Annotated in this window: 21 protein-coding genes; 7 read left to right on the top strand and 14 right to left on the bottom strand. The window is 72.5% G+C overall.

Annotation, left to right across the window (positions count from 1 at the left end; genetic code table 11):
* Window positions 1-3: 3 nt before the first annotated feature.
* The 3 genes from ABZ795_RS03605 to mtrA are packed head-to-tail and all read right to left on the bottom strand — an operon-like array spanning window position 4 to window position 4,247.
* Complete coding sequence (locus ABZ795_RS03605) at window positions 4-1,788, bottom strand: LpqB family beta-propeller domain-containing protein (RefSeq protein WP_357528542.1); 1,785 nt, start codon at window positions 1,786-1,788, stop codon at window positions 4-6.
* On the bottom strand, window positions 1,785-3,545 hold the full coding sequence (mtrB, locus tag ABZ795_RS03600; RefSeq protein ID WP_357528540.1) for an MtrAB system histidine kinase MtrB: 1,761 nt from the start codon (window positions 3,543-3,545) through the stop codon (window positions 1,785-1,787). The genes ABZ795_RS03605 and mtrB overlap by 4 nt, the downstream gene beginning before the upstream one ends.
* A gap of 12 nt (window positions 3,546-3,557) precedes the next feature.
* Window positions 3,558-4,247: an MtrAB system response regulator MtrA gene (mtrA, locus tag ABZ795_RS03595; RefSeq protein WP_013731734.1), complete on the bottom strand. Its 690-nt coding sequence runs from the start codon at window positions 4,245-4,247 to the stop codon at window positions 3,558-3,560.
* Between the two features lie 214 nt (window positions 4,248-4,461).
* On the opposite strand from mtrA, the gene ABZ795_RS03590 reads away from it, so the two are divergent.
* Genes ABZ795_RS03590 through ABZ795_RS03570 form a run of 5 tightly spaced genes read left to right on the top strand, consistent with a single transcriptional unit; the run spans window position 4,462 to window position 9,599 of the window.
* A complete protein-coding gene (locus ABZ795_RS03590) occupies window positions 4,462-5,307 on the top strand; it encodes a hypothetical protein (protein ID WP_357528537.1) in 846 nt (281 codons plus the stop codon).
* On the top strand, window positions 5,304-5,957 hold the full coding sequence (locus tag ABZ795_RS03585) for a DUF4129 domain-containing protein (protein WP_357528535.1): 654 nt from the start codon (window positions 5,304-5,306) through the stop codon (window positions 5,955-5,957). The genes ABZ795_RS03590 and ABZ795_RS03585 overlap by 4 nt, the downstream gene beginning before the upstream one ends.
* Complete coding sequence (locus tag ABZ795_RS03580) at window positions 5,954-7,309, top strand: DUF4350 domain-containing protein (protein WP_357528534.1); 1,356 nt, start codon at window positions 5,954-5,956, stop codon at window positions 7,307-7,309. The genes ABZ795_RS03585 and ABZ795_RS03580 overlap by 4 nt, the downstream gene beginning before the upstream one ends.
* Window positions 7,306-8,292 (top strand): MoxR family ATPase, encoded by a 987-nt coding sequence (locus ABZ795_RS03575; RefSeq protein WP_327022608.1) that lies wholly within the window; start codon window positions 7,306-7,308, stop codon window positions 8,290-8,292. The genes ABZ795_RS03580 and ABZ795_RS03575 overlap by 4 nt, the downstream gene beginning before the upstream one ends.
* Window positions 8,289-9,599, top strand: a complete 1,311-nt coding sequence (locus ABZ795_RS03570) for a DUF58 domain-containing protein (protein ID WP_357528532.1) — start codon at window positions 8,289-8,291, stop codon at window positions 9,597-9,599. The genes ABZ795_RS03575 and ABZ795_RS03570 overlap by 4 nt, the downstream gene beginning before the upstream one ends.
* A gap of 19 nt (window positions 9,600-9,618) precedes the next feature.
* Here ABZ795_RS03570 and ABZ795_RS03565 read toward each other — a convergent pair whose 3' ends face one another.
* A complete protein-coding gene (locus tag ABZ795_RS03565) occupies window positions 9,619-10,569 on the bottom strand; it encodes a stage II sporulation protein M (protein ID WP_327022610.1) in 951 nt (316 codons plus the stop codon).
* A 44-nt stretch (window positions 10,570-10,613) separates the two neighbouring features.
* Here ABZ795_RS03565 and ABZ795_RS03560 point away from each other — a divergent pair, with 44 nt between their 5' ends.
* Window positions 10,614-11,621 carry an RDD family protein gene (locus ABZ795_RS03560; protein WP_357528529.1) on the top strand — a complete coding sequence of 336 codons (1,008 nt, stop codon included), beginning with the start codon at window positions 10,614-10,616 and terminating at the stop codon, window positions 11,619-11,621.
* Window positions 11,622-11,670: 49 nt separating this feature from the next.
* Complete coding sequence (locus tag ABZ795_RS03555; RefSeq protein WP_357528527.1) at window positions 11,671-11,826, top strand: hypothetical protein; 156 nt, start codon at window positions 11,671-11,673, stop codon at window positions 11,824-11,826.
* 70 nt (window positions 11,827-11,896) lie between these two features.
* On the opposite strand, the gene ahcY is transcribed toward ABZ795_RS03555, so the two are convergent.
* The 10 genes from ahcY to ABZ795_RS03505 form a co-directional block, all read right to left on the bottom strand.
* Window positions 11,897-13,414 carry an adenosylhomocysteinase gene (gene ahcY / locus ABZ795_RS03550; protein ID WP_357528525.1) on the bottom strand — a complete coding sequence of 506 codons (1,518 nt, stop codon included), beginning with the start codon at window positions 13,412-13,414 and terminating at the stop codon, window positions 11,897-11,899.
* A gap of 287 nt (window positions 13,415-13,701) precedes the next feature.
* Window positions 13,702-14,865, bottom strand: coding sequence for a mannose-6-phosphate isomerase, class I (gene manA / locus ABZ795_RS03545; RefSeq protein ID WP_357528523.1), 1,164 nt, complete (start codon window positions 14,863-14,865; stop codon window positions 13,702-13,704).
* Between the two features lie 3 nt (window positions 14,866-14,868).
* Window positions 14,869-15,822, bottom strand: a complete 954-nt coding sequence (locus ABZ795_RS03540; RefSeq protein ID WP_357528521.1) for a cation diffusion facilitator family transporter — start codon at window positions 15,820-15,822, stop codon at window positions 14,869-14,871.
* Window positions 15,823-15,838: 16 nt separating this feature from the next.
* Window positions 15,839-17,035: an SIS domain-containing protein gene (locus tag ABZ795_RS03535; RefSeq protein WP_357528519.1), complete on the bottom strand. Its 1,197-nt coding sequence runs from the start codon at window positions 17,033-17,035 to the stop codon at window positions 15,839-15,841.
* The gene (locus tag ABZ795_RS03530) at window positions 17,032-17,214 is read right to left on the bottom strand and encodes a Trm112 family protein (RefSeq protein WP_089001904.1); all 183 of its coding nucleotides are present in this window, start codon (window positions 17,212-17,214) and stop codon (window positions 17,032-17,034) included. Before ABZ795_RS03530 ends, ABZ795_RS03535 begins: the two co-directional genes overlap by 4 nt.
* A gap of 62 nt (window positions 17,215-17,276) precedes the next feature.
* Window positions 17,277-18,656: a phosphomannomutase/phosphoglucomutase gene (locus tag ABZ795_RS03525; protein WP_327022617.1), complete on the bottom strand. Its 1,380-nt coding sequence runs from the start codon at window positions 18,654-18,656 to the stop codon at window positions 17,277-17,279.
* A gap of 69 nt (window positions 18,657-18,725) precedes the next feature.
* Entirely contained in the window at window positions 18,726-19,850 is a 1,125-nt protein-coding gene (locus ABZ795_RS03520; RefSeq protein WP_357528516.1) for a hypothetical protein, read from the bottom strand.
* Between the two features lie 200 nt (window positions 19,851-20,050).
* Window positions 20,051-23,221 carry a toxin glutamine deamidase domain-containing protein gene (locus ABZ795_RS03515; RefSeq protein ID WP_357528514.1) on the bottom strand — a complete coding sequence of 1,057 codons (3,171 nt, stop codon included), beginning with the start codon at window positions 23,219-23,221 and terminating at the stop codon, window positions 20,051-20,053.
* A gap of 20 nt (window positions 23,222-23,241) precedes the next feature.
* Window positions 23,242-23,580 (bottom strand): hypothetical protein, encoded by a 339-nt coding sequence (locus ABZ795_RS03510; protein ID WP_327022620.1) that lies wholly within the window; start codon window positions 23,578-23,580, stop codon window positions 23,242-23,244.
* Window positions 23,580-23,999 carry a YbaB/EbfC family nucleoid-associated protein gene (locus tag ABZ795_RS03505; RefSeq protein WP_327022621.1) on the bottom strand — a complete coding sequence of 140 codons (420 nt, stop codon included), beginning with the start codon at window positions 23,997-23,999 and terminating at the stop codon, window positions 23,580-23,582. The genes ABZ795_RS03510 and ABZ795_RS03505 overlap by 1 nt, the downstream gene beginning before the upstream one ends.
* Between the last annotated feature and the right edge of the window lie 65 nt (window positions 24,000-24,064).

Genomic DNA, 24,064 nt, shown 5'->3' with positions numbered 1-24,064 from the left:
GGCTCAGTAGAGGAAGACCGGTGCGGTGGGATTGCCCGGACGGACCCCGGTCGGCGGGGCGGTGACCTCCTGGACCTGTTCCCGCACGATCCGCTCGAACGGGTTGTTGCGGTAGGTCACCCCGTTGGCCTCGTACATGAAGCTGGCGGCCAGCGGGGAGGTCGGGGTGGCGGGGTGGGCGGCCAGGTGGGTGACCTCGGCACCGGCGTCGTCCCGCAGCCGGGTCTCCAGGGCCCCGTCGACACTGACGTCGTAGATCGCCGGCCGACCGGCGGCCCCGGCCACCAGCAGCCGGCCTTCGGCCCACCAGTCGACCGCGGTCAGCCGGGTCAGGGAGGTGGTCAGGCGTCGGGCCGGCCCGATGGTGGGCACCCCGCCCTCCCAACTGATGGCGGCCACGTACAGGGCGCCGCCGACGATCAGGGCGATCCGGTGCCCGTCCAGGGCGGCGGCCACCGCCTCGACCCGACCCGGCAGGCCGAGCTGCACCGGGCGCATCACCGCCCGGTCGTCGAAGCGGTGCAGCTCGCCGTCGGCGACCACCAGACCGGCCGGCTGATCGCTGTCGGTGCGCAACCAGACCGGCCGACCGATCGCGGTGTGGGTGGGGCCGGCCGTGAAGCTCTCCACCACCTCGCGGCCCCGGCCGACACTGAGCCGCTGCCGGCCCCCGGATGCACCGACCACCAGGGCGGCCAGCACGTCGTCGCCGGCCCGACGCAGCCCCGCGGAGAACACCCCGCGGTTCGCCTCGGCCACCACCGGCACCCGGCCGATCGGCTCGTTGGCCACGGCCAGGGCGTGGACCGCGCCTTCGTACACGCAGAAGCGTCGGCCGTTGTCCTCCAACTGGTAGAGCTGGTTCGCCGTGCGCTGCTCGCCCAGGTCGACGAGCTTGCGGGACTGGTTCAGGATCTTGATCTCCAGGATGCCGTCCAGCTCCAGCAGCGACCAGGCCAGTTGGGTGGCGAACTGCTCCAACCGGACGTCGTCGGCGCCGGGCATGTCGAGATTGACCTCCCACCGGCCGTCAGAGCCGGTGGCATTGTTGATCATCTCGGTGCGGTCGGGCAGCCCGGAGACGCCGACCCGCAGCCAGTCCGAGGGGCCTGCGGTCAACCAGCGGACCACCTCACTGACCCGCCGCTCGGCGGGCACCGCCGAGGAGAGGTACCGCTGGTCGGGCACCAGACGGGTCCGCTCGGAGTTCCAGAAGTAGATGGATTCGGTCTGGTAGTACAGGCGCAGGGCCTCGTCGCTGAGCAGCAGGATGTTCGGTGGCTCGCTGACGTAGAAGCCGGCGTCGTCCTGACCCGCCGGACCGGCGTTGATCAGGCGGAACTCGTAGGTCGTCTCGGTGGCCAGGGGTGGGACGAGCATGCCGTTGGCCCGCAGCAGGCCGACCTGCTGCACGCTGATGGTGACCTTCATGCTGTCGACGTCCGGCTCGATCACCGGGTCGTCGATGAGGCGTACCACCGACAGGGCCACCTCGCTGCCCTGCTTGACCTGAAGGCCACCCCGTTCGGAGGCCGCGATGTACTGCTTGACCCGCTCGTAGGCCCGGTCCGGCTCGCCGGCCGCTGCGGCCAGGAAGTTGCGGACGAAGGCCTCGGCGTCGCTTCCGCTGGCCTCCCGGAGCGGCGGTTCGCTGCCCCGCCCCAGCGACCAACTGGCCTCTGCCGCCGGCCCACGCTGCTCGGTCTGCACCTCGGAGCGGTCCGGAATGCCACAACCGGTGAGCACCAGCACCACCCCGAGCGCACCGCTGAGCACCCGCCGCTTCACGACCCCACCTCCGCGCGCTGCTCGGCGGCCGGCGGAGTCGCCGGCCCGACCGTCAGGGCCCCGTCCGGTCCGGGACCGATGGCCAGCAGGTCCTCCGCAGGCGAGGCACCGAACGGCAGGGCGGCGTCCGCCGGCACCAGCCGCAGCGGCGAGGTGATCAGCCGGTCACCGGCCCGCGCCGGCAGGGTCAGCCGGAACTGGGCACCCTGCCCGGGTGCCCCCCACGCCTCCAGCCAGCCGCCGTGCAGCCGCGCGTCCTCCAGGCTGATCGACAACCCCAGCCCGGTGCCGCCGGTCTGCCGGGCCCGGGAGGGATCGGCCCGCCAGAACCGGTTGAAGACCAACTTCTCCTCGCCGGGCTTGAGCCCGACACCGTGATCCCGGACGGTCACCGCCACCGCGGTCTCGTCCATGCCCAGGGTGATGTGCACCGGCCTGCCCTCGCCGTGTTCGACCGCGTTGCCGACCAGGTTGCGCAGCACCCGCTCTACCCGGCGGGGGTCGATCTCGGCGATCACCGGGGTCGCCGGCAGGTCCAGCTCGATCTCCACACCGACCCGTTCGGCCAGGCCGGAGAGGCGGTCCACCACCCGGTGCACCACCGGCACCAGGTCGGTCGGCTCGGCGTCCAGGACGGCGAAGCCCGCGTCGAACCGGCTGATCTCCAGCAGGTCGGTCAGCAGTTCCTCGAACCGGTCCAACTCGGCCTGCAACAACTCCGCGCTGCGGGCCACGGAGGGCTCGAACCCCTCCCGCTCGGCGAAGATCAGATCGGCTGCCATCCGTACCGTGGTCAGCGGAGTACGCAGCTCGTGTGAGACGTCCGAGGTGAACCGGCGCTGCAACCGCGACATCTCCTCCAACCGCAGGATCTGCCGTTGCAGGTTGGTGGCCATCTGATTGAAGGAGGCCGCCAGCAGGGCCAGATCGTCCTCGCCGTTGACGGCCATCCGCTGGTCGAGCAGCCCGGCGGAGAGCCGCTGGGCGGTGCGGGCCGCGACCCGTACCGGTGTCACCACCAGCCGGGTCACCAGCGCGGCCAGCAGTCCGAGCAGCAGCACCAGGGCCACCCCGGTGGCCACCACGGTGGCCCGCGCCTGGCTGGCGGTGGCGTCCTGCAAGGTCAACGGTACGAAGTAGTAGAGCTCCACCTGGCCGAAACGGGTGGGCACCGGCGAGCCGTACACCAGGTACTTGGTGTTCCGATCGCCGGTCAGCCGACCAGTCTGGATCTGGTTGGCCACATTGCCCCCGGCCACCGCCGTCCGCAGCTCAGGGCTGATCAACGGCCGGAAATCCACCGCGGGTGAGCTGCGCGGCAGGATCATGCCGCCGACACTGTCCGCGGTCAGCGCCACGACCACCCCGCTGGTCTGCTGGGGGTCACCCCCGGCCAGGTAGTTGACCGTGCCGTCGATGGTCTCCTGGAGTTGGGCCTCCTGCGGCTGGCTGTAGAGGCTGAACTGCTTGGCCGCGTACTCCGCTCCGCTGGTCAGCCGCAGCCGCACGTCGGTCTTGGCGTTGTCCAGCAGGATGCTGGTGATGTTGCCGGCGATCAGGTAGGCGAAGCCGCCCACCAGCAGGCTGGAGACCACGAGGGTGATGGTGACCACCCGCACCTGCAGGGAGCGACGCCAGGTGTGGTGCAGGCCGGCGAACACGCGGGCGGCCCGACCGCTGAGCCGACGCCACACCTCCCGCCCCGCGCCAGAACGGCGGGACGTGGCGTCTGGGTCCGGAGTCGGGGAGGTGGTCACAGTGCGACCAGGCTATCCCGTACCCGCCTTGTAGCCCACGCCCCGCACGGTGAGGATGATTTCCGGTCGCTCCGGATCCGGCTCGATCTTGGCCCGTAGGCGCTGCACGTGCACGTTGACCAGCCGGGTGTCGGCCGCGTGCCGGTAGCCCCAGACCTGCTCCAGCAGGACCTCCCGGGTGAAGACCTGACGCGGTTTGCGGGCCAGCGCCACCAGCAGGTCGAACTCCAGCGGGGTCAGCTTCACCTCCTCGCCGTTGCGGCTGACGGTGTGCGCCGGCACGTCGATGGCGATCTGGTTGCCGGGGGGACCGATGGTGAGCAGTTCCGGTGCCGCGTCCTCGCCCCGGCGCAACCGGGCCCGCATCCGGGCCACCAGTTCCTTGGGCTTGAACGGCTTGACCACGTAGTCGTCCGCGCCCGACTCCAGGCCGAGCACCACATCCACGGTGTCGCTCTTGGCGGTCAGCATCACGATCGGTACGCCGGACTCGGCGCGAATCGCCCGCGCCACGTCGATGCCGCTCATGCCGGGCAGCATCAGGTCCAGCAGCACGATATCGGGACGATTGTCGCGGAATGCGGCCAGAGCGCGCTCCCCGTCCGCCACGAAGGAAGGCATGAATCCCTCGCTACGCAGCACGATGCCAAGCATCTCGGCGAGCGCAGGATCGTCGTCGACCACCAGTACCCGGGCTCTCATGGGGTTAATGTTTCCATCCCGTCCAACTCAGGGGGTTCGGGCGTCATCCCGGCACGCTACTGCCCACACCCACGCCGTGCCCCGCATCAGCCGGTACATCAGTCGCACGAGCCGCCCCACCGGCCGGGGCTCCACGCGTCCGGCCCGCGCGTGTCAACATGATCCCTGGCTGCGTCCCCGCGCGCCACCGCCCCCGCCTTCGACAGGAGTGCGCGTGCCCCACGCCGGCTCGATCGCCGTACTCCCCAGGCGACCGCTCACCGTCGGTGAACTGCTCGACTCCGCAGTGCTGCTGCTCCGCGGCCACGCCGGGGCCCTGCTTCCCATGGCCGCCGCGCTCGCCCTCCTCGAACAACTTCTGCTGCTGCCCCTGCGCAGCGCCGTCGGTGTGCACCCGCCGCTGTGGTGGGCACCTTTCCTCGGCAATCTGGGCCCCATGCTGTTCCTGCTGGCGGTCGGCGCGGCGACCGAGGCGATGATCATCATGCTGCTCGGCAACCCGGCCGCCCGGGCAGCCGGTGCCGCCCTGGTCGGCCGCCCGATCGGGCCCCGGGACCTGCTGCGGCCCGGCAACGCCCGGTGGGGTGCCACCCTGCTGCTCTGCCCGGTCGTCGGCGTCACGATGCTGGTCGCCTCCCTGCTCGGCCCGACCTGGTTCGCCGCCTTCGCGCTACTCGGGGCGATGGCCCCGGCACTGGCCCTGGACGGAATCAAGGCGGGGCGGGCGCCGGGCCGATCCGCCAACCTGGCGCTGCGGGTCGAGGGGCGCGCCGCCGGCCTGCGGCTGCTCGGCTACCTCGTCTGGTGGATCCTGCGGGTCGGCCTGGCCTGGGGTCTGTTCACCGGACTGACCACGCTGGACCTGATCGTGGCGGAGTGGGCCGTACCCGTGGCCGTACTGCTGTGGGCCTTGGTCAACACGGTCGCCTACGCCGCGCTGGCCTGCCTGGACGCGGTCCTGCACCTGGAGACCCGGATCCGCACCGAAGGGCTGGACATCCACCTCTCCCGGGCACCGGTCGAGGCGTCGCCGGCCACCCTGCTGGCGGTGCGGGGATGAGCTTCTCCCGCTGGTGGACCGAGACCACCGCCGCCCTCGGTGATCACATTCCGCTCCCGCTGGTCGCGTTGCTGCTGGTGCTGGTGACGGCGCTGATCTGCGTCGGCTGGTACACCTACCCCGCCTGGGTGCCCCGCCGACTCCCCCGACCACGCTGGCGGCTCCCCCGCCTCCGTCGGCGACTCAGGCGACGGCCGCGACGCCCGGCCCCGGTCGACACGGACGACGCCCTCGACCTGCCGTTGCCGCAGCCCACCGGAACACCGGGGCAGCATCTGACCCTGGCCGACCGGTTGGCCGCGGAGGGACGCTACGACGAGGCCATCCGGGAACGGCTGCGCGGCATGGTCCGCGAACTGTCCGACCGCGAGGTGGTGCGGGTACGCCCCGGCATGACGGTCACCGAGATCGTCACGGCGGCCACCGCCCGCCGGCCACCGCTGGACCCGCCGCTGAGCGCCGCCGCCACCATCTTCACCAGAGTCTGGTACGCCCAACGCCCCGCCACGGCCGAGCAGGACCACCGGTTGCGGGAGCACGCCGTGACCCTGCGCCGCCTGCTGACCGATCCATCGGCCGACCGCCCTGCGGCGGCATCGGCCACGGCCGGCGACGGCCCGGTCGAGGGCCAGGGAGAGTCCGCCCGATGAACACCCCGAAGGTCCGGTGGCGGCGTCACCGCATCCTGATCCCGGTGCTGCTGAGCACGCTGATCATCACCATCACCCTGGTCACCCGCGCGGTCGACCAGCCGGACCCGGACGAGGCGGGCTTCCTGTCCCCCCTGGCGACCGGGGAGGACGGGGGCAGCCGGTTGGCCGCCAGCCTGGCCGGGCGGGGCGTGGAGGTGCGGCGGGAGACCGACACCCTGACGGCGTTGCGGGCCACCCGATCCGGTCCGGCCACCCTGTTCATCCCGGCCCCGCAACTGCTGCACCCACAGACCCTCGACTATCTGAACCTGCTGCCGGAACGCACCCGGCTGGTGCTGGTCGATCCGCCCCGGCGGGTGCTGGCCGCCGCCGGGATGCCGCTGCGCCCGGCGGGCCGGCGGTGGGCGGCACGGGCCGTCGACCCCCACCTCCCCGGCCCCTGCGCGCTGCCCGAGGTCACCGGCGCTACGGCCGCGGTGGCCCGGCAGCGGTACGCCCCCACCGGGGCACCCGGCTCAGTGGACCTCTGCTACTCGGCCGGGCTGGCTCGGCTGCCCGGCCCCGCCGAGAGCGTCGTGGTGGGGGCCAGCGACCCCTTCCGCAACAGCCGCATCGACGAGTGGGACAACGAACTCTTCGCCACCGCTCTGCTGGCCACCACCGGGCGGGTGCTCTGGCTGGACCTGGACGGGCCGGCCCCCGCACCCCCCACCCCCAGTACCGTGCAGGCCTCACCACCGCCGGAACCGGAGGAGAGCCTCTACGGCGAACCCGATGACGATCAGGAGGAACTGGGTGCCGGAGGCAGCACCCAGAGCCCCGCCGGTGAGGCGTCCCCGGGCAACGCCTCCGGCTCCGGGGGACCGGGCCGGGAACAATCCCCCAACCCCCTCTGGTCCGCCTTCCCACCCTGGTTCTGGGCCCTGCTGGCACAGCTGGTGCTGGCCGCCCTGCTGGTCGCCGCGGCCCGGGCCCGCCGCTTCGGTCCGCCCACCCCGGAACCCCTGCCGGTGGCCGTCACGGGGGCGGAGACGGTGTACGGGCGGGGCCGGCTCTATCAACGGGCCAAGGCCCAGCAGAGCAGCGCCGAGGTGCTCCGGGCCGCCGCGAAGGCCCGGCTGGGACGCCGACTGCACCTGCCGGCCGACTCCCCCGAGGCCGCCGCCGTGGTGGCGGCCGAGACCGGGCAGTCCCCGGACACCGTTCGTGAGCTGCTGGACGGCGACACCCCGGAGACCGACCGCGAACTGCTGACCCTGGCCGACGAACTGGACCGGGTGGCCCGCGGCCCACACCCGCCCACCGTTCGGCCCCCGCTGCCCCGATCCTCCGAAGGAGACCTCCGGTGACCCGACCCGCCACCCTCAGCGACCCCCTGGCCGCCGACCCCAGCCGGGCCGCCCTGCACCGACTGCGTACCGAGGTGGCCAAGGCGGTCGTCGGGCAGGAGGCCGTGGTCACCGGGCTGATCGTCGCCCTGCTCTGCCGTGGCCACGTACTGCTGGAAGGGGTGCCGGGGGTGGCCAAGACCCTCCTGGTCCGGACCCTCGGCGCGGCGCTGGATCTGTCTACCCGCCGGGTCCAGTTCACCCCCGACCTGATGCCGGGCGACGTCACCGGCTCCACCATCTTCGACGCCCGTACCGCGGCCTTCACCTTCCGGCAAGGGCCGGTCTTCACCAACCTGCTGCTGGCCGACGAGATCAACCGGACTCCCCCGAAGACCCAGTCGGCCCTGCTGGAGGTGATGGAGGAACGGCAGGTCACCATCGAGGGGGAGCAGCATGCGCTGCCCGACCCCTTCATCGTCGCGGCCACCCAGAACCCGGTGGAGTACGAGGGCACCTACCCCCTGCCCGAGGCACAGCTGGACCGGTTCCTGCTGAAACTCACCGTGCCGCTGCCCGCCCGGGAGGAGGAGATGGGGGTGCTGCGCGCCCACCACGCCGGCTTCGACCCCCGGGACCTGGCCGCCGCCGGGGTACGCCCGGTGGCCGACGCCACCGACCTGGCGGTGGCCCGGGCGGCGGTCGGCCGGGTCCATGTGGCCGAGCCGCTGTTCGGGTACATCGTCGATGTGTGTCGGGCCACCCGCACCACCCCCGCCCTGGAACTGGGGGCCTCACCACGCGGCGCGACAGCCCTGCTCGGCACCGCCAAGGCGTGGGCCTGGCTGGCCGGGCGCGACCATGTGGTGCCCGACGACGTGAAGGTGATGGCCCGGCCCACCCTGCGGCACCGCCTGCGGCTACGCCCGGAGGCGGAACTGGAGGGTGTCGGGGTGGACGCCGTACTGGACACGGTGCTGGCCACCGTGCCGACACCACGATGACCTGGCGGGCGGCGGCGCTGCTCGCGGCCGGTGCGCTCACCGTGCCCGCCTGGCCCGCGCCCTTCGTCGGGGTGGCGGTGATGACCGGTCTGGTCCTGCTGCTGTGCGCCCTGGACCTCAGGCTGGCCGCACCCCTGAAGGGGCTCACGGTAGAACGTGACGGCGACCGGAGTGTCCGGCTCGGTGAGACCGCCACGGTCACCCTGCACCTGCACAACCGCTCCGGCCGGACCCTGCACGCCCAGGTCCGCGATGCCTGGGTGCCCTCGGCCGGAGCCCTACCGGAGGTGCCCCCGGAGCAGATGGTGCAGGTGCCCCCGGGGGACACTGCGGCCCTGCCCAGCCGGCTGACCCCCACCCGTCGCGGGGACCGGGCGGCGGTGGCCCTGACGGTCCGGTCCCTGGGACCCCTGGGACTGGCCTTCCGGCAGCGCACCGGCCTACCCCCGACGCCACCCTGGACTCTGCGGGTGCTGCCCCGCTTCGAGTCCCGCCGACACCTGCCCGAGAAGCTGTCCCGGCTGCGGGTGCTCGACGGGACCCAGGTCGGCCAGGGCCGTGGGGCGGGCACCGAGTTCGACACCCTGCACGAGTACGTGCCCGGTGACGATGTGCGGTCCATCGACTGGCGGGCCAGCGCCCGACGAGCCGAGGTGTTGGTGCGCACCTGGCGACCGGAACGGGACCGGCGACTGGTGTGCGTGCTGGACACCGGCCGTACCGCCGCCGTACGCCTGGGGGACGAACCCCGCCTGGACACCTCGATCGACGCCGCCCTGCTGCTGACGGCCCTGGCGGCGCGGGCCGGGGACCGGGTGGACGTGCTGGCCGCCGATGCCGTGCTGCGGGCCTCGGTCGTCGGGGCCGAGCGGCCGGCCCAGTGGCCCCGGCTGGCCCATGCCCTGGCCCCCTTGCAACCGGCCCTGGTGGAGACCGACTTCCAGCTGATCGCCGGGGAACTGCTGCGCCGCCACCGGCCGCGCAGCCTGGTGGTGTTGCTGACCGCCCTGGAGCCCGGTGCCCTCGGCGCGGGGCTGCTGCCGGTGCTGCCCCGGCTGGCCGCCCGGCACCGGGTGCTGGTGGCGACCTCCCAGGACCCGGTGCTGGCCCAGCTCACCGAGACCCCGCCCCGCCACCCCCGCGACGCCTACGCCGCCGCCGCGGCCTGGCGTACCCTCGCCGAACGTGACCGACTGACGGCGGCGCTGGCCCGCTACGGGGTGACTGTCGTCGATGTCGGCGCCCCCAGGCTGGCTCCCGCCCTGGCCGACGCCTACCTGACCCTCAAGGCCACCGGCCGACTCTGAGCGTCTGAGCGGCAGCGGGTCAGGTGTCGGGCTCGGCTCTGGCCCGGGAGCCCAGCAGGACCACATAGGCCAGGAAGGCCAGCCACACGGCGGCGCCGAGACCGACTCGTACGGCCACCGGCAGGGCCGCGGGGGTGAGGAAGGCCTCGATCACCGCGGAGACCGCGAACAACCCGACCAGACCCAGGGCCACCAGGATGGCGTCACGTCCGGCTCGGGCCACCGCCTGCCCCCGGGTCAACTGCTCCGGCGGGGCGATCCAGGCCCAGCCGACCCGCAGCCCCACCCCGGCGGCCACGAACACGCCGGTCAGCTCAAGCAGGCCGTGCGGGGTGATCAGGCCGAAGAAGACGTCCGCCCGATCGTAGGAGACCATCACCCCACCGACCACCCCGATGTTCACCACGTTCTGCCACAACAGGTAGGCCACCGGCACGATGAGCACCCCGGCGGCCAGGCACTGCGCGGCCAGCCAGGCGTTGTGGGTCCAGAGGTGGAAGGCGAAGGTCGGGGCGGAGAACTCTGTGTAGTAGCCGGCGAACCCGGACTCCACGAGATGAGCGGCCTCCTCCTCACCGATGAAGGCCGCCGCCGTCTCCGGGTTGTCCGCGACGAAACCGATGAGGGTGAAGGTGAGCAGGGTGAAGACCGTGGCCACCGCGCACCACCAGGGGGCCGCCCGCCACACCGCCCCGGGGAAGCCTGCCAGCAGGAACTCCCCCACCGCCGTCCAGGAGGGCCGGGGTCGACCGGTCAGCCGGGCGCGGGCCCGGAGCACCACCTGGGAGAGCTCGCCCAGCAGGGCCGGGTCGGGAGAGCGGCTGCGCAGCACCGACAGGTGGGTACTGGCCCGCTGGTAGAGCGCCACCAACTCGTCGACCTCGGTGGGGTCCAGCCGCCGCCGGCCGCAGAGCTGGCTCAGTCGGCGCCACTCTCCGCCATGCTCCGCGACGTACGCGTCGAGATCCACCGCCAGCCACCCCCGTCCGCGCGATCATAGTGTTCACTGTCCGGGTGAGTGCAGCAGCAGGGGGCACCGCCTCGGCCTGGGGTGACGCCGGTCTGGTCAGCGGTGAGGCAGTCGGGTTGGACGTACGGGCCGCCCGGATCGGCTCCCGGGTGCTCGCGTTGCTGATCGACGTACTGCTCCAGTTGGTGTTCGCCCTGGTGCTCGCCGTGATCGCCGTGTTCACCCTGGCCGCCCTGCCGTACGGCATGGTGGACACGGCCCTGGAACGGGCCCTGTTCACCCTCGGGGTCGTGCTGCTGCTGGTCGGCTACCCGGTGGGCTTCGAACGGCTCAACGACGGGCGCACCCCGGGCAAGGCGGCGGTCGGGCTGCGGGTGGTGAGCCTGGACGGCGCCCCGGTGGGGCTACGGCAGTCGCTGACCCGGGCCCTGGTCGGGGTGGCCGTCGAGTGGCCGGGCCTGGTGCTGCCGCTGCTGTCCTGGGTGGCCGGTACCACGGTGATGCTCACCGACCCCCGGGGACGGCGACTGGGTGACCTGGTGGCCGGCACCCTGGTCGTGCACACCCGGACCGCGGCCAGGTGGCGCCCCGTGCCGGCACCCGTGCCGGTGCTGGTCGGCTGGGCGAGCACCCTGGATCTGAGCCGGCTGGAGCCGGATCTGGCCCTGGCCGTCCGGCAGTATCTGACCCGAGGTCACCAGTTCGCCGAGCCGGCCCGCAGCGACCTGGCCCGGCAGTTGTGGCGGGAGGTCTCCGCGCGGATCGCCCCGGCACCACCACCGGGGCTGCCGGAGCCGGTCTATCTGGCCGCCGTCCTGTACGAGCGGCACCGGCGGGCCCGCCACCGGCTGGCCGCTGAACGGGGCCTGACCGCCGCGCTGTGGCCGCAGCTCGGCTCGCCGACGGCCGACCCGCTCCCCGTGCCGATCCCTCCGGCCACTCGGGCCCCGACGCCGGTCGAGTCCGCCCCGGGCATGTCACCCCCACCGGTCGGGGTGCGCCCCGCAGCACCGGGCCGCCAGGTTGGGGCCGACCGCGATGCCGGACACTGAACAGGCGAAACGACGCCGCCGGTGTCGAGGGCAGACCGGGGAGGCAGTGGTGAGGGGTTTCGGGCCGTGGCTGGCGGTACTGGCGGTGGTGGTGCTGCTCAGCGCGCTGCGGCTGCGCACCCTGGCGGCCCTGGTGTCCGTGGGCTGGCTGATCTACTGCGTGTGGACCTGGGTCCGCCCCAGCCGTCGCGGTCGCCCCCACTGACCCCCGCCTTCCTGGCCCGGACATGGCGAACCGGGCCGACCCCAGGGGGTCGACCCGGTTCGACAGGCGATCAGTAGCGGTAGTGATCCGGCTTGAAGGGGCCCTCGACGGCGACGCCGAGGTAGGCGGCCTGCTCCTTGGTCAGAGTCGAGAGCTTGGCACCCAGGGCGGCCAGGTGCAGCCGGGCGACCTTCTCGTCCAGGTGCTTCGGCAGCACGTAGACCCCGATCGGGTACTCCTCGGTCTTGGTGAACAGCTCGATCTGGGCGATGGTCTGGTTGGCGAACGAGTTCGACATCACGAAGCTCGGGTGCCCGGTGGCGTTGCCCAGGTTCAGCAGACGTCCCTCGGAGAGCACGATGATGGCGTGGCCGTCGTCGAACTTCCAGAGGTCGACCTGCGGCTTGATGTTCTCCCGGGTGACGTCCGAGCGCTTGGCCAGACCGGCCATGTCGATCTCGTTGTCGAAGTGGCCGATGTTGCCGACGATGGCCTGGTGCTTCATCCGGGCCATGTGCTCGTTGGTGATCACGTCGAAGCAGCCGGTAGCGGTGATGAAGATGTCCGCGATCTCGACCACGTCTTCGAGGGTGGCGACCTGGTATCCGTCCATCGCGGCCTGGAGGGCGCAGATCGGGTCGACCTCGGTCACCACCACCCGGGCGCCCTGGCCACGCAGCGACTCGGCGCAGCCCTTGCCCACGTCGCCGTAGCCGAGCACGACCGCCATCTTGCCGCCGATCAGCACGTCGGTGGCCCGGTTGATGCCGTCGATGAGCGAGTGCCGGCAGCCGTACTTGTTGTCGAACTTGCTCTTGGTGACCGAGTCGTTGACGTTGATCGCCGGGAAGAGCAGGGTGCCGGCCCGGTGCATCTCGTAGAGCCGGTGCACACCGGTGGTGGTCTCCTCGGTGACGCCCTTGATGCCGGCGGCGATCCGGGTCCACCGCTGGTTGTCCTCGGCCAGCGAGCGGTGCAGCACGCCGAGGATGACCGCGAACTCCTCCGAGTCGGCGGACTCCACCGGGGGTACGGCACCGGTCTTCTCGAACTCGGCACCCTTGTGCACCAGCAGGGTGGCGTCACCGCCGTCGTCGAGGATCATGTTCGGACCCACGACGGAACCGTCGGCCGAGGGCTCCGGCCAGGTCAGCACCTGCTCGGTGCACCACCAGTACTCCTCCAGGGTCTCGCCCTTCCAGGCGTACACCGGCACTCCGGAGGGGGCCTCGGGGGTGCCCTCCGGACCGACGACGACCGCGGCGGCGGCGTGGTCCTGGGTGGAGAAGATGTTGCAGGAGGCCCAGCGGACCTCGGCGCCGAGCGCGACCAGGGTCTCGATCAGGACGGCGGTCTGAATCGTCATGTGCAGCGACCCGGTGATCCGCGCCCCCGCCAGAGGCTGCGCCTCGGCGAACTCGCGACGGATCGCCATCAGGCCGGGCATCTCGTGCTCCGCGAGGCGGATCTCCTTGCGCCCGAACTCGGCGAGCGACAGATCCGCCACCCGGTAGTCGCCTTCGGCGAGGGTGCGCGGCCGTACCTCGGACGACGTGCCGGTGGCGGACGCCGGGAGGGTGCTGGTCATAAAAGCTCCTGTCGGACGATTGCAGCGCGGTCTCTCACTTTACGCGCGACTGCCCGCCGACGGCTGCCGTGATGACGAACAGCGCACGGGGCGGCCAGTGACGAACGTTTCACCGTCCGCCCCCAGCCGCCCCGCACATCCCCCCGGTTTGGTTCCCCCGCGCGTTCTCGGACCTTCGTCGCGATAACGCTGCGCACTCATAGAGTCACACTCCGCGGAAGCCGAGTCAAGCTATTTCGGAAAAGTCGGACTCGTGTCGGCCGGACTCTCCGCCTTGAGCTGCCAGGTCAGCATGGGCCGGGCGAGGCTACGTACACCTCACCCACACCACTGAGGGTGAGGACCCGACCGGCCGCCGCGCCCACCGCCGCCCCACCGGCGTCAAGGGTCACCGTATCGACGAGGTCGGCGGCGGTGACCTGCCCGGAGGTGCACAACACCACCCAGGGCCCCGGCACCGCCAGAGTGACCTCCGGCCGCCGGTCGTTCACCCGCACCCGGTGCAACGCGAAGTCCGGCACCTGCACCGGCCAGGTCACCACCCCCTCCCCGACCGGTCGGGGGGCCACCACGGGCTGGTCCAGCACCTCGAAACGAAGCACCCGGAGCAGTTCGGCCACGTCCACCGGCTTGGGGGTCAGCCCGCCCCGCAACACGTTGTCGCTGGCCGCCATCACCTCCACCCCGGTACCGCGCAGGTAGGCGTGCAGATTTCCGGCCGGCATCCAGATGGCCTCCCCCGGGGCCAACCGCACCCGGTTGAGCAGCAGGGCCACCACCACCCCCGGATCGGCCGGGTAGGCCTCGGCCAACAGCTCGACCAGATCCGCGTCCGGCCCGGCCACCGCCGCCGCCCGCACCGCCGCCACCAGCCCGGCACGCTGCGCCGACGGCCAGGTCAGCAGCAGGCGCACGGCCTCGGCCAGCCCGGCCACACCGGCGTCCAGCGCGTCCAGCACCGGCTTCAGCTCCGGTACCCCCAGGCCGGCCAGCACCTCGGCCGAGATCGCCGGATCCCGGAAACCGCACAGCGCCTCCATCGGCCCGAGCGCCACCAGCAGCTCCGGCTTGTGGAAGGGGTCCACATAGTTGCGGTGCCCGTCGGCCCGGGCATCGTCCGCGGCGTAGCCCGCCCGGGCCTGCTCCGCGTCCGGATGGGCCTGCAGGCTCAGCGGAGCCGCCGCGGCCAGCACCTTCAGCAGGAAGGGCAACCGGGCGCCGAACCGGTCGAGGACCCCCTCACCCAGCCAGCCGGCGGGGTCGGCGGCGAGCACCTCGGTCAGGGCCACCCGCTCACCGGCACGTTCCACAGCGGCCGGTGCACCCGGGTGCGCCCCCAGCCACAGTTCGGCCTCCGGGCCCTCGCTGGGCACCGGACGCCCCTGCAACTCGGCGAGCGCGCAGCGGGACCCCCACGCGTAGGCCTTGATCGGCCCGTACAGCAGTTCCACCGGTCAGCTCCCCGATCGACCGGAAGCCTCCGCCGGCCCGGTCTTCACCCGGTAGATGTCCGGTTCCAGATAGATCACCCGGGCGACCGGCACGGCCGCCCGGATCCGTGCCTCCACCGCGTCGATGTCCCGCGCCAGATCCTCGGCGGTCTCCCAACGCGGCACCGCGATCTTCGCGGCCACCATCAGTTCCTCCGGGCCGAGGTAGAGGGTCTTCATGTGGATGATCCGCTCCACCTCCGGCCCGCCGACTATCGCCCGCTCGATGGCCGAGATCTCCGCCGGTTCGGCGCCCTCCCCGAGCAGCAGACTCTTGGTCTCCAAGGCCAGCACGACCGCGATCGTGACCAGCAGCAGACCGATCATCGCGGTACCGGCCGCGTCCCACCGACCGTCGCCGGTGGCCAGGGTCATCCCCACCCCGAGCAGGGCGAAGATCAGACCGACCAGGGCACCGAAGTCCTCCAACAGCACCACCGGCAACTCGGGAGCCTTCGACCGGCGGATGAACCTGGTCCACGACTCCCGGCCTCGGACCAGGTTGGACTCCCGGATCGCGGTACGGAAGGAGAAGGACTCCAACACGATCGCCACCAGCAGCACGGCCACCGGCACCCACTGCCAACTGGTGATCCCGTGTGGATCGGACCACTTGTGCCACGCCTCGTACAGCGCGAAGACCCCGCCCAGGCTGAACAGCACGATCGCGACGATGAAGGCGTAGACGTAACGCTCCCGGCCGTAGCCGAAGGGATGTTGCGGGGTGGGGGCACGCCGGGCCCGCTTGCCACCGAGCAGCAGCAGGGCCTGGTTGCCGGTGTCGGCCACCGAGTGGATCGACTCCGCCAGCATCGACGACGACATCGTCAGCAGGTACGCCACGAACTTCGTCACCGCGATGCCGAGGTTGGCCAGCAAGGCCGCGACGATCGCCTTGGTGCCGCCCCCGGCGCTCATGCCCCCGCTCCGCCGGTCACTGGTTGGCCAGCTCCTTCATCTCCGTGATCGCCGGCACCGCCATCGGATCCAGCCCGTGTGCCAACGCCAGATAGATCGAGGCGAAGTCCGGCACCGCCACCAGGGAGGCCAGCCGCTCCAACGCCGAACCGCCCTCGGCGGTCACCACATCGCACCGTACGCCCCGCCGCTCGGCCAGGGTCTGCACCGCGTCGGCGCGTCGCTCCTCGACCGCCAGGGGCTCGTCGGCGTCGTCCTCGGGGTTCAGGCCGCCGTCGCGCAGCAGCACCAGCCGCAACCGGGTGCCCTCGCCGGTGGACTCCTCCGGATCGGCGAAGATGTCCCGCTCCCCCTCGGCCAGACCGCCGAACACACCGTCGAGCAGACCGACCCGCCCCCGACCGGCCTCACCCAGAGCCCCGGTGACCACCGGATAGCGGGCGTTGGCGGAGAGGGTGTCGCCGAACCGGCGAGCCGCCACCGAGGCCAGCGGCGAGGAGCCCCACACGATCGGGATCGACCCGGCCAGGCCGAGGGCCAGGGACTTCGCCGGGTTGACGAAGGACTCCGCGGTGGGCCGGCAGCGGTCGGCGTCGGCGTCCAGCCGGGCCGCCGTCTCGGCCAGATCCGCCTCGTTGACCTTCACCAGGCCCAGGGCCCGGGCCGCCAGCAGCACCGGCACGGTCAGGGCCCAGAGGCTGGCCCGGGCCGGGGCCCGGCGAGGCACCGGGATGAACGGGGCACGGGCCCGCTCGGCCGTCGACTGCAACTGGGAGTCGGCCGGGCCCACGGCCACCAGCCGGGCCCCCCGCCGATGCGCCGCCTCGGCGGCACCGAGGGCTTCCGGACTGCGGCCGGAGGCGCTGACCGCGATCACCACGTCGGCGGCACCCACCCAGCCCGGCACCCCCGCGCTGCGGTGCGCGATGACCGGCACCGGACAGCGCGGCCCGGCGACCGTGGCCAACACGTCACCGGTACGCCCGGCGGTACCGATGCCGGCGATCACCACCGCCCGGGGACGACCGTCATCGGCCAGCACGGACAGATTGGCCTCGGCGGCCAGCGCGGCGGACTCGCGTACCTGGGCGCCGGCCGAGGCGGTGTGCCGCAACATGCCGCCCGGATCCCGTTCGGCCAGGGCCTTGGGGTCGTCGAGCAGTTGTTCGTCGGCGTGGCGGTGGCCGCTGACCCCGGCCGTCCCGTCGATCATGACTGCTCCGCGGGGCCGCGCGCCTCGTCCAGCAGCAGCACCGGTACGTCGTCACGAACCTCGAAGATCCGGCCGCACTCCGTGCAGGTCAAGGTCTGCGCCTGCGCGTCATAGTCCAGCGGGGCATGGTGGGTGTCCGGGCAGGCGAGGATTTCCAGCAACTGCGGGTCGAGGGCCACGGCGCGGCTCCTTCCACGTATGCGGTTTCACCGATCGGCGGCACCGAACGGCGCGAGCGATCTTAACGGCGCACCCGGTCGAGTACGTCGTCGCGCAGCGAGGTCATCCGCTGCACCGTGGGGGCCTCGACATTGAGCCGCAGCAACGGCTCCGTGTTCGAGGCACGCAGGTTGAACCACGCCCCGTCCGGGAAGCGCAGGGTGAGTCCGTCCAGCTCGTCGGCCTCGGCCTCCGGGTAGGCGGCCCGCACCTCGGCGACCTTGGCCGCCTGGTCCGCCACGGTCGAGTTGATCTCGCCGGAGGCCACGTACCGCTCGTACTCGGCGGCCAACTCGGACAGCGGCTGCGGCTGCTCCCCGAGAGCGGCCAGGGTGTGCATCGCGGCCAACATGCCGGTGTCGGCGAACCAGAAGTCCCGGAAGTAGTAGTGGGCGGAGTGCTCACCCCCGAAGACGGCGTTGGTACGGGCCATCTCCGCCTTGATGAAGGAGTGCCCCACCCGGGCCACCATCGGGGTGCCACCATGCTCCCGGATGATCTCCGGCACCGCCTGCGAGGTGATCAGGTTGTGGATGACCGTCGAGCCGGGGTGCTTGGCCAACTCCCGGGCCGCCACCAGGGCGGTGATCGCCGACGGCGAGACCGGCTCGCCCCGCTCGTCGATGACGAAGCAACGGTCCGCGTCCCCGTCGAAGGCCAGGCCGATGTCCGCACCGTGGGCCACCACCGCGCGTTGCAGATCGACCAGGTTGGCCGGGTCCAGGGGATTGGCCTCGTGGTTGGGGAAGGTGCCGTCCAACTCGAAGTACATCGGCACGATCCGCAACGGCAGAGCCGCCAGGGCGGCGTCACCGAGCACGCTGGGCACGGTGTGCCCGGCCATGCCGTTGCCCGCGTCCACCACCACGGTCAGCGGCCGGATGGCGGACAGGTCCACCAAGGTACGCAGATGCGCCGCGTAGTCGGCCAGCAGATCCCGCCGGTGCACCGGCGCGGTCGGCTCACCGACCGGCTCGCCCTTGTCCAGCAGGGCCTGGGCCCGCTCCCGGATCTCGGCCAGCCCGCTGTCCTGACCGACCGGACGGGCACCCGCGTGGCACATCTTGATGCCGTTGTACTGCGCCGGGTTGTGGCTGGCGGTGAACATCGCCCCGGGCAGATCCAGCGCACCGGAGGCGTAGTAGATCATGTCGGTCGAGGCGAGCCCGATCTCGATGACCGGGTGCCCCTCGGCGCGTACCCCGGTGGCGAAGGCCTCCGCCAGGCCGGGGCCGGAGGCGCGCATGTCATGCCCGATCAGCACGGCCTTGCCCGCCGCGCCGGTGGCGTCGAGCATCTGCGCGAAGGCCGAGCCCAGAGCGGCGGCTACCGCCTCGTCCCACTGTTGCGGCACCGTCCCACGGACGTCGTACGCCTTGACGATCTGGGACAGATCAGACACCGGTTCCACTCCTCGGGTGCAGTTCCTCAACAAACCTGAGCGTATCGGAGGGAAGGTCCCCGCCCCGGCTCAGCCGGGGAGCCCACCGCCCTGCCCCGGCTCCTCACCCGTCGCCGCAGGCGGCAGGGGGTCCTGGCGTGGCGACGGCACCCCGGGGCCGGGCTGAGCGGACGACCGGGGATCGGCGGCCCGCCCCTCGGGAGCCCCGGTCGGCATGGCCCGGGTCTGATCGGCGGAATCGGCTCCGTACAGGCCCCCGGTGCCACGGGCGGCCAGCGGGGCCCCGTACACCCGGGGGGCCGGGGGCCTACCGGTGCCGTACACCTGACCGGGTGGCGCGGCCGGGGGCACCACCCGCGGGCCGGCGGACCTCGGGGCGGGAGAACGGCTGGAACGGTAGGTCGTGCCGCCCGGATTACCCGGCGGAAGCTCGACCTGCTCGCCACGCTCTCGCCGATCCTTGCGCGAGCGGTACACCAGCAGACCGATGATCAGGCCCCCGGCGGCGACCATCGCAACCCCGGCATACATCACCGGCGGGACACCACCGGACTGCCCGGCCGTCTGGCCCAGGTCACCGGCGGGCTCCGCCGCCAGAGCCACCGTCGAGGTGGCCACCGGCGGCGTCTCCACACTCACCTCGTCCGGGGTGGGGCTGGGCGACGGCGACCGGGACGGCGACGGCGACGGGGCTGCCCGGCCGCCGGTCACCCGCGACTCCGCCACCGCCCGCCCCAGCACGATCCCCCGGGCCGTGACCGCCTCACCGGTAACGATCAGCCGCCCGCTGGGAGCATCGGCACCGAAGGCGACCCGGTACCGGATCGCCGCACCCTTGCGTTTGCAGAGTTCGTCCTTGGCCGGGGCGACCGGCGCGGTGGTCACCAGCCCTTCGGCGCCGGAGACCGGCACGGTCACCCACCGGCGGTCCACCTGGGCCTGGACGGCGACCTGCTCAGGTCGCACCCCGGGCAGACTCAGCCCCAGCGCACCCCGTACCCGGACACAGCCATCGGTACGTTTGCGTACCTCCAGCCGGACCTCCTGAGCCGAACGGCCCGCGGCGAAGCTGCCGGCCGAGCGCACCCGCACCCGGTCCTCGTCGGCGTACGCCGGTGCGCCACCGAGGGTCACCAGCCCGCCGAGGACCAGGCAGAGGGTCGCGAGCCGCAGCACGCGGCGAGGTACCGACATGAGCTTCCCACCGTTCCTCCCCCGGTCGGGGAATCGCCGGTCAGGCTACTACCGGTGCCCTCCCTCGGCTCGTCATCGAGCAGCCCGCATGTGCGACCCGCCACTGAGCCAGGCCGACGCGACACCCCTGGCCTGCGCCGATCGCCGGCCTGGGTCACTCACCTTCTCGGACCCTCACCGGCCCACCCGGTCCGGGTGCGTCAGCTGCTCTCCCCCAGCAGGTGCACCCGGTTGAGGTACGGCTCCCCGTACCCCTGGAACTCCTCGGCGGGCGGGTAGGCGGGCAGATCCGGTCGCTGGCTGTAGATGCCCCGACGCAACCCCGCCAACGGCATCGGCCGGGCCCCGCCGTCGAGCACCAGCACGTCCGCGTCGATGGCGTTGAACGGGTACGCGGCCCCGTGATGCCGGTACAGCGGCTGGTCGCTGACCAGCCCGACCTGCGGATCCAGGTAGAGCACGGTGCCGTTCTGGTTCACGGCCACCCAGATGTGCGAACCGCCCTGCTCCAGATGGTTGACCACGAAGGCGAAACTGCCGTGGCCCCCCAGCACCAGTTGGTCACGCAGATTGCGGTATCCGGCGTCCAGCGCCCGTTGCAGTTCGGCCGGAGTGGTCGCGGTGCCGTCACAGAGCCGCTGGAAGCGACCCCCGGTGACATCCTCGACCCGCCCGGTGCCGTCCTGCTCACCGTGCAGCGGCCGAGTCACGTCACCGGCCTGGTACGCGTCGAAGGTACGGGGCGCGGAGACCCGGGGGCGGCCGTGCACCCAGGTGTCGTAGAGGGACAGGGTGCAGTCCAGGCAGTTGATGCCCCGGGTCGGATCCGCGCGCGGCCCGCCGTCGTTCATCAACCCGAACCAGCCCCCGACCCGGGGATCGGGAGTCCGCACCACCTTGCCGGCCTCGTCCCGGGGCACCCGCTGCTCCACATCCAACTGGTGCAGGGCCAGTGGCGGGCGGAGCCCGCCCGGCTGACCGTACCGGCGGGACCGGTCGATCGGCGGCGGATGGTCGTCGTCCCCGGTCAGGACGGAACGGTCGCCGGTGCCGATCGCACCCGAGGCCAACTCACCGACGTCGTCGTTGATCCGGTGGAAATCCTCCGGCCGCTCGACGTCCACCACGTCGGGCACGACCGCACCCGAGGCCACCGCATCCGCCAGATCCAGACACCGCCCGTACGCCCGGGCCTCCGCATTAGCAGCCCGCTGCCAGCCATCGGAAAGCTCCCGATGGCCCGATCGGTAAAGTTGGCGCGCGTGGGCGGCATATTCGCCCGCCCTGCGATAGTGCTCAGCCGCTGCCCCTCGGAGCCGGGTGACCTCGCGGGAGCGGCGAGCTTCCTCGTGGTGCGCCCGCTGCGCCTCGAAGTACCCCTGGTAGCGGCGTCGTTCGAGGGCCTCCCGCTCGGCAGCGAACCGGTCAGGTCCCCGATCGTCGGGCCCCGGCGGCCGGGTCGGCGGGGTGGCGCGCTCCGCAGGGTCGGTCGCCCGAGAGGCCGGGGCGAGCGCGTCGACCAGGGTGGAGCGGGGCGGTCCGGGTGGCGGCTCCGCTCGCCCAGGCACACCGAGGGCGGGGCCTGTCTCCGGCCTGGCCACCGTCGGGGTACCCGGCACCGGGCCCACAGCCGGTCCGGTAGCTGTCGACACGCTCGCCGCAGGCAGGCTGCCGGTAGTCACCGACTGACTCACCGGGCCGGTCGAGACCGGGGTGCCGCCCGTTCCCGCCCCTTCCAGACCGGTGAGGACGGCTGGGGCGGGCATCGACACGACCGACTGCGGACCGACCGTCGACAATGCCGGACCCGGTTCGACCGCTGGCCCACCGGACCCGGCGACTGGCCGGACATCGGCCGCAGCCGGGCCCGCTTCCTCGGCCGAACGGTGCCGCTCCCCCACAGATGCCTCGCGGCTCGGCGGGGCCAGCTGAGGATGCTCGGCCGTTTCGGTCAGCCGATTCGTTGCGGCATCCAGGTCGACAGGATTCGGCGGCTCGCCACCCGCGACCAGCCGGTCCGGGCTGCCCTGCCGCGAGTCGACGGCCTCGACCCGGCCCGAGCCACCCTCCCCAGCCGACGAAAGCGAGCCAGGGGTCCCGGCCGACAAGAGCGACCCGGAGGTGCCAGCCGACGAGAGCGAGCCCAGGTCGCCAGCCGACGAGGGCGAGGCAGGCGTGCCAGCCAGGGTGGTCGAGTCCGTCGGCCCGGTGAAGAACGGTTCGGTCGGGGGCCGCTGGGCCGGGATCATGCCCTCCGTCACCGGCGACGGAGGCATCGAGGCGCCGCCGCCCTGCGGCACCCCCGGGGTAGTCGGCCCGGGCATCACCGGCGGCAGCAGGGGCGAGCCGGACAACGCTGCCAACTGCCCGTCCAGGCGGGCTTGCAAGGCGTGGTCAGCCTGGCCGGTGACCGAGCCACGGGCCCCCGAGACGGCCGCCCGGGCGGCGTCCTCCAGCGAGGTCAGGCCTTGCCCGGTGGCCAGGCTGGCGGCCTGGTCGGCGATCACCTCGCCGGTCATCTCCCGCCCCAGGTGTTCGACCATCCGCGCGCCCCGCCCGGTGGCGTGTCGGCCCAGACCGGCCAGCGGAGCCGCCGCACCACCGGCCAGGCCGCCGAGGGCGTCGGCACCCAGGTCGGAGACGTTCAGTTCGTGCCGACGGCCGGTGCTCTGCTGGTACGCCTGGGTGGCCAGGTTGATCCCGGCCTCCTGCGCCGCCTCCGTCGCCCCCTCCTTGGCCAGGTGGCGGGTCAGGCTGCGGGCACCGCTCGTGGTCACCTGCTTCGCCGCCCGCTCGCCGACCTCCTTGAGGCCCGGCTTGAGGGACTTACGCGCCAGTTGGGCCAGTAGGCGCCGGAAGATCTGCTGGACCAGGAACCGGGTCGCGGCGATCACCCCGGCGGCGGCCGGGGAGGCCGCCCCGGCGGTGAGCACCGCCGCCACGGCCAAGGCCAGCAACTCGACCACCAGGATGCCCAGCTCGATCCAGACTTCGAGCTTGGCTGCCTCGATGTCGCACCCGCACTCCTCCACCACCCGCCCGAGGTCGTGACTGACCGCGAGCAGCACCGGCAACGGGGTCTGCTCGCCGTCAGCCACCCGCCGCCAGGCGTCGCCGAAGGCCGCCGCGACCGCGCCGACCCCGCCATAGCCCTGATGCACCTCGCCGGCCGCCGTGCTCGCGTCCGTCTGTGGCCCGGCGAGGGAGGCAGCCACGGCGTACCACTTGTCGGCCAGATCCCAGACGGCGCGCTCGTCGCCCTCCGGCCATTCCATGCCGACCACCCAGTCGAGGGCCTCGTAGATCCAACCGGGCAGGTCCCACGGGGAGTAGCTCAACGGGTGCGGGATGGGGCTGGGTAACACCGTCATCGGAGGTCTTTCGGCCCGGTTCAGGACCGGGGGTGCGGGTCGGAGATCCGGTTGAACCGGGCGGCGTTGGCGGTGTCGGTCTGCTGGTTGGCCTCGACCGAGTGGACCACGTCGGCGCCCAGGTCGGTCAGTCGCCGCCCCACCCCCGCCCAGACCCGCAGCACCATGTCCTCGTAGCCGCGGTACTGCCGCTCGAAGGCGGTGCCGATGTCGTCACGGCCCCAGGGACGCCGGGCGCTGGCCGCCGATATCGCGGCCCCGGCTTCGGTGTGTCGACCGGTCACCGCCTCGCCCGCCCGGGTCAGGTCCGCCCCGCCGCGCCGGGCCCGTGACGGGTCGAGCCAGAGCTGCCCCGCCATCATTCGCTCCGCCGCAACACCGCGTCGGCCCGGCCGAGCAGGGTGTCGAAATCACCGGTACGCAGGAAGTCTGCCGTCCCGGACCGGGCCGGCAGGTAGCTGCTCACGAGATCCTGGGTGGCCGTGGTCGCCGCGGCGGCGGCCCGACGGACCGTAGCGGTGATCTTCGCACTCAGCGCCTTGGGATCCTGGTCGCGATAGACCGCAGGGCTCAACTCCACCGAGATCAGCTCCCCCTGGGCACCCACTGTCGCGGTCACCTGACCGTCGTCGGAGCGCTGGGTCACCCGCAACTGCGCGAGCCTGGTCTGGAGTTCGTCCAAACCGGACCGGAGCTGCTGGTACTGCCCGTACACCTCGTCGAAACGGGCCCGGAGGGCACGGTTGGCATCACGGTTCGCGCTGTCGGTCAACGCCATCCCTCTCGTCACCGTAGGTAAGCCGAACCATACCGGCTGCCACGGATTCGCGTTGTCCGGTAGGT

The sequence above is a fragment of the Micromonospora sp. NPDC047134 genome (genome assembly GCF_040643455.1).
GTDB lineage: Bacteria > Actinomycetota > Actinomycetes > Mycobacteriales > Micromonosporaceae > Micromonospora.
Note: the sequence above shows the minus strand (reverse complement) of the source record. Positions and strands in the feature narration are given on the sequence as shown.

Coding starts and splice junctions, on each gene's coding strand:
- mtrA (WP_013731734.1), bottom strand. CDS start 4,247: ATGAGAGCCCGGGTACTGGTGGTCGACGACGATCCTGCGCTCGCCGAG.
- ABZ795_RS03585 (WP_357528535.1), top strand. CDS start 5,304: ATGAGCTTCTCCCGCTGGTGGACCGAGACCACCGCCGCCCTCGGTGAT.
- ABZ795_RS03580 (WP_357528534.1), top strand. CDS start 5,954: ATGAACACCCCGAAGGTCCGGTGGCGGCGTCACCGCATCCTGATCCCG.
- ABZ795_RS03570 (WP_357528532.1), top strand. CDS start 8,289: ATGACCTGGCGGGCGGCGGCGCTGCTCGCGGCCGGTGCGCTCACCGTG.
- ahcY (WP_357528525.1), bottom strand. CDS start 13,414: ATGACCAGCACCCTCCCGGCGTCCGCCACCGGCACGTCGTCCGAGGTA.
- ABZ795_RS03540 (WP_357528521.1), bottom strand. CDS start 15,822: ATGAGCGCCGGGGGCGGCACCAAGGCGATCGTCGCGGCCTTGCTGGCC.
- ABZ795_RS03535 (WP_357528519.1), bottom strand. CDS start 17,035: ATGATCGACGGGACGGCCGGGGTCAGCGGCCACCGCCACGCCGACGAA.
- ABZ795_RS03520 (WP_357528516.1), bottom strand. CDS start 19,850: ATGTCGGTACCTCGCCGCGTGCTGCGGCTCGCGACCCTCTGCCTGGTC.
- ABZ795_RS03515 (WP_357528514.1), bottom strand. CDS start 23,221: ATGACGGTGTTACCCAGCCCCATCCCGCACCCGTTGAGCTACTCCCCG.
- ABZ795_RS03510 (WP_327022620.1), bottom strand. CDS start 23,580: ATGGCGGGGCAGCTCTGGCTCGACCCGTCACGGGCCCGGCGCGGCGGG.
- ABZ795_RS03505 (WP_327022621.1), bottom strand. CDS start 23,999: ATGGCGTTGACCGACAGCGCGAACCGTGATGCCAACCGTGCCCTCCGG.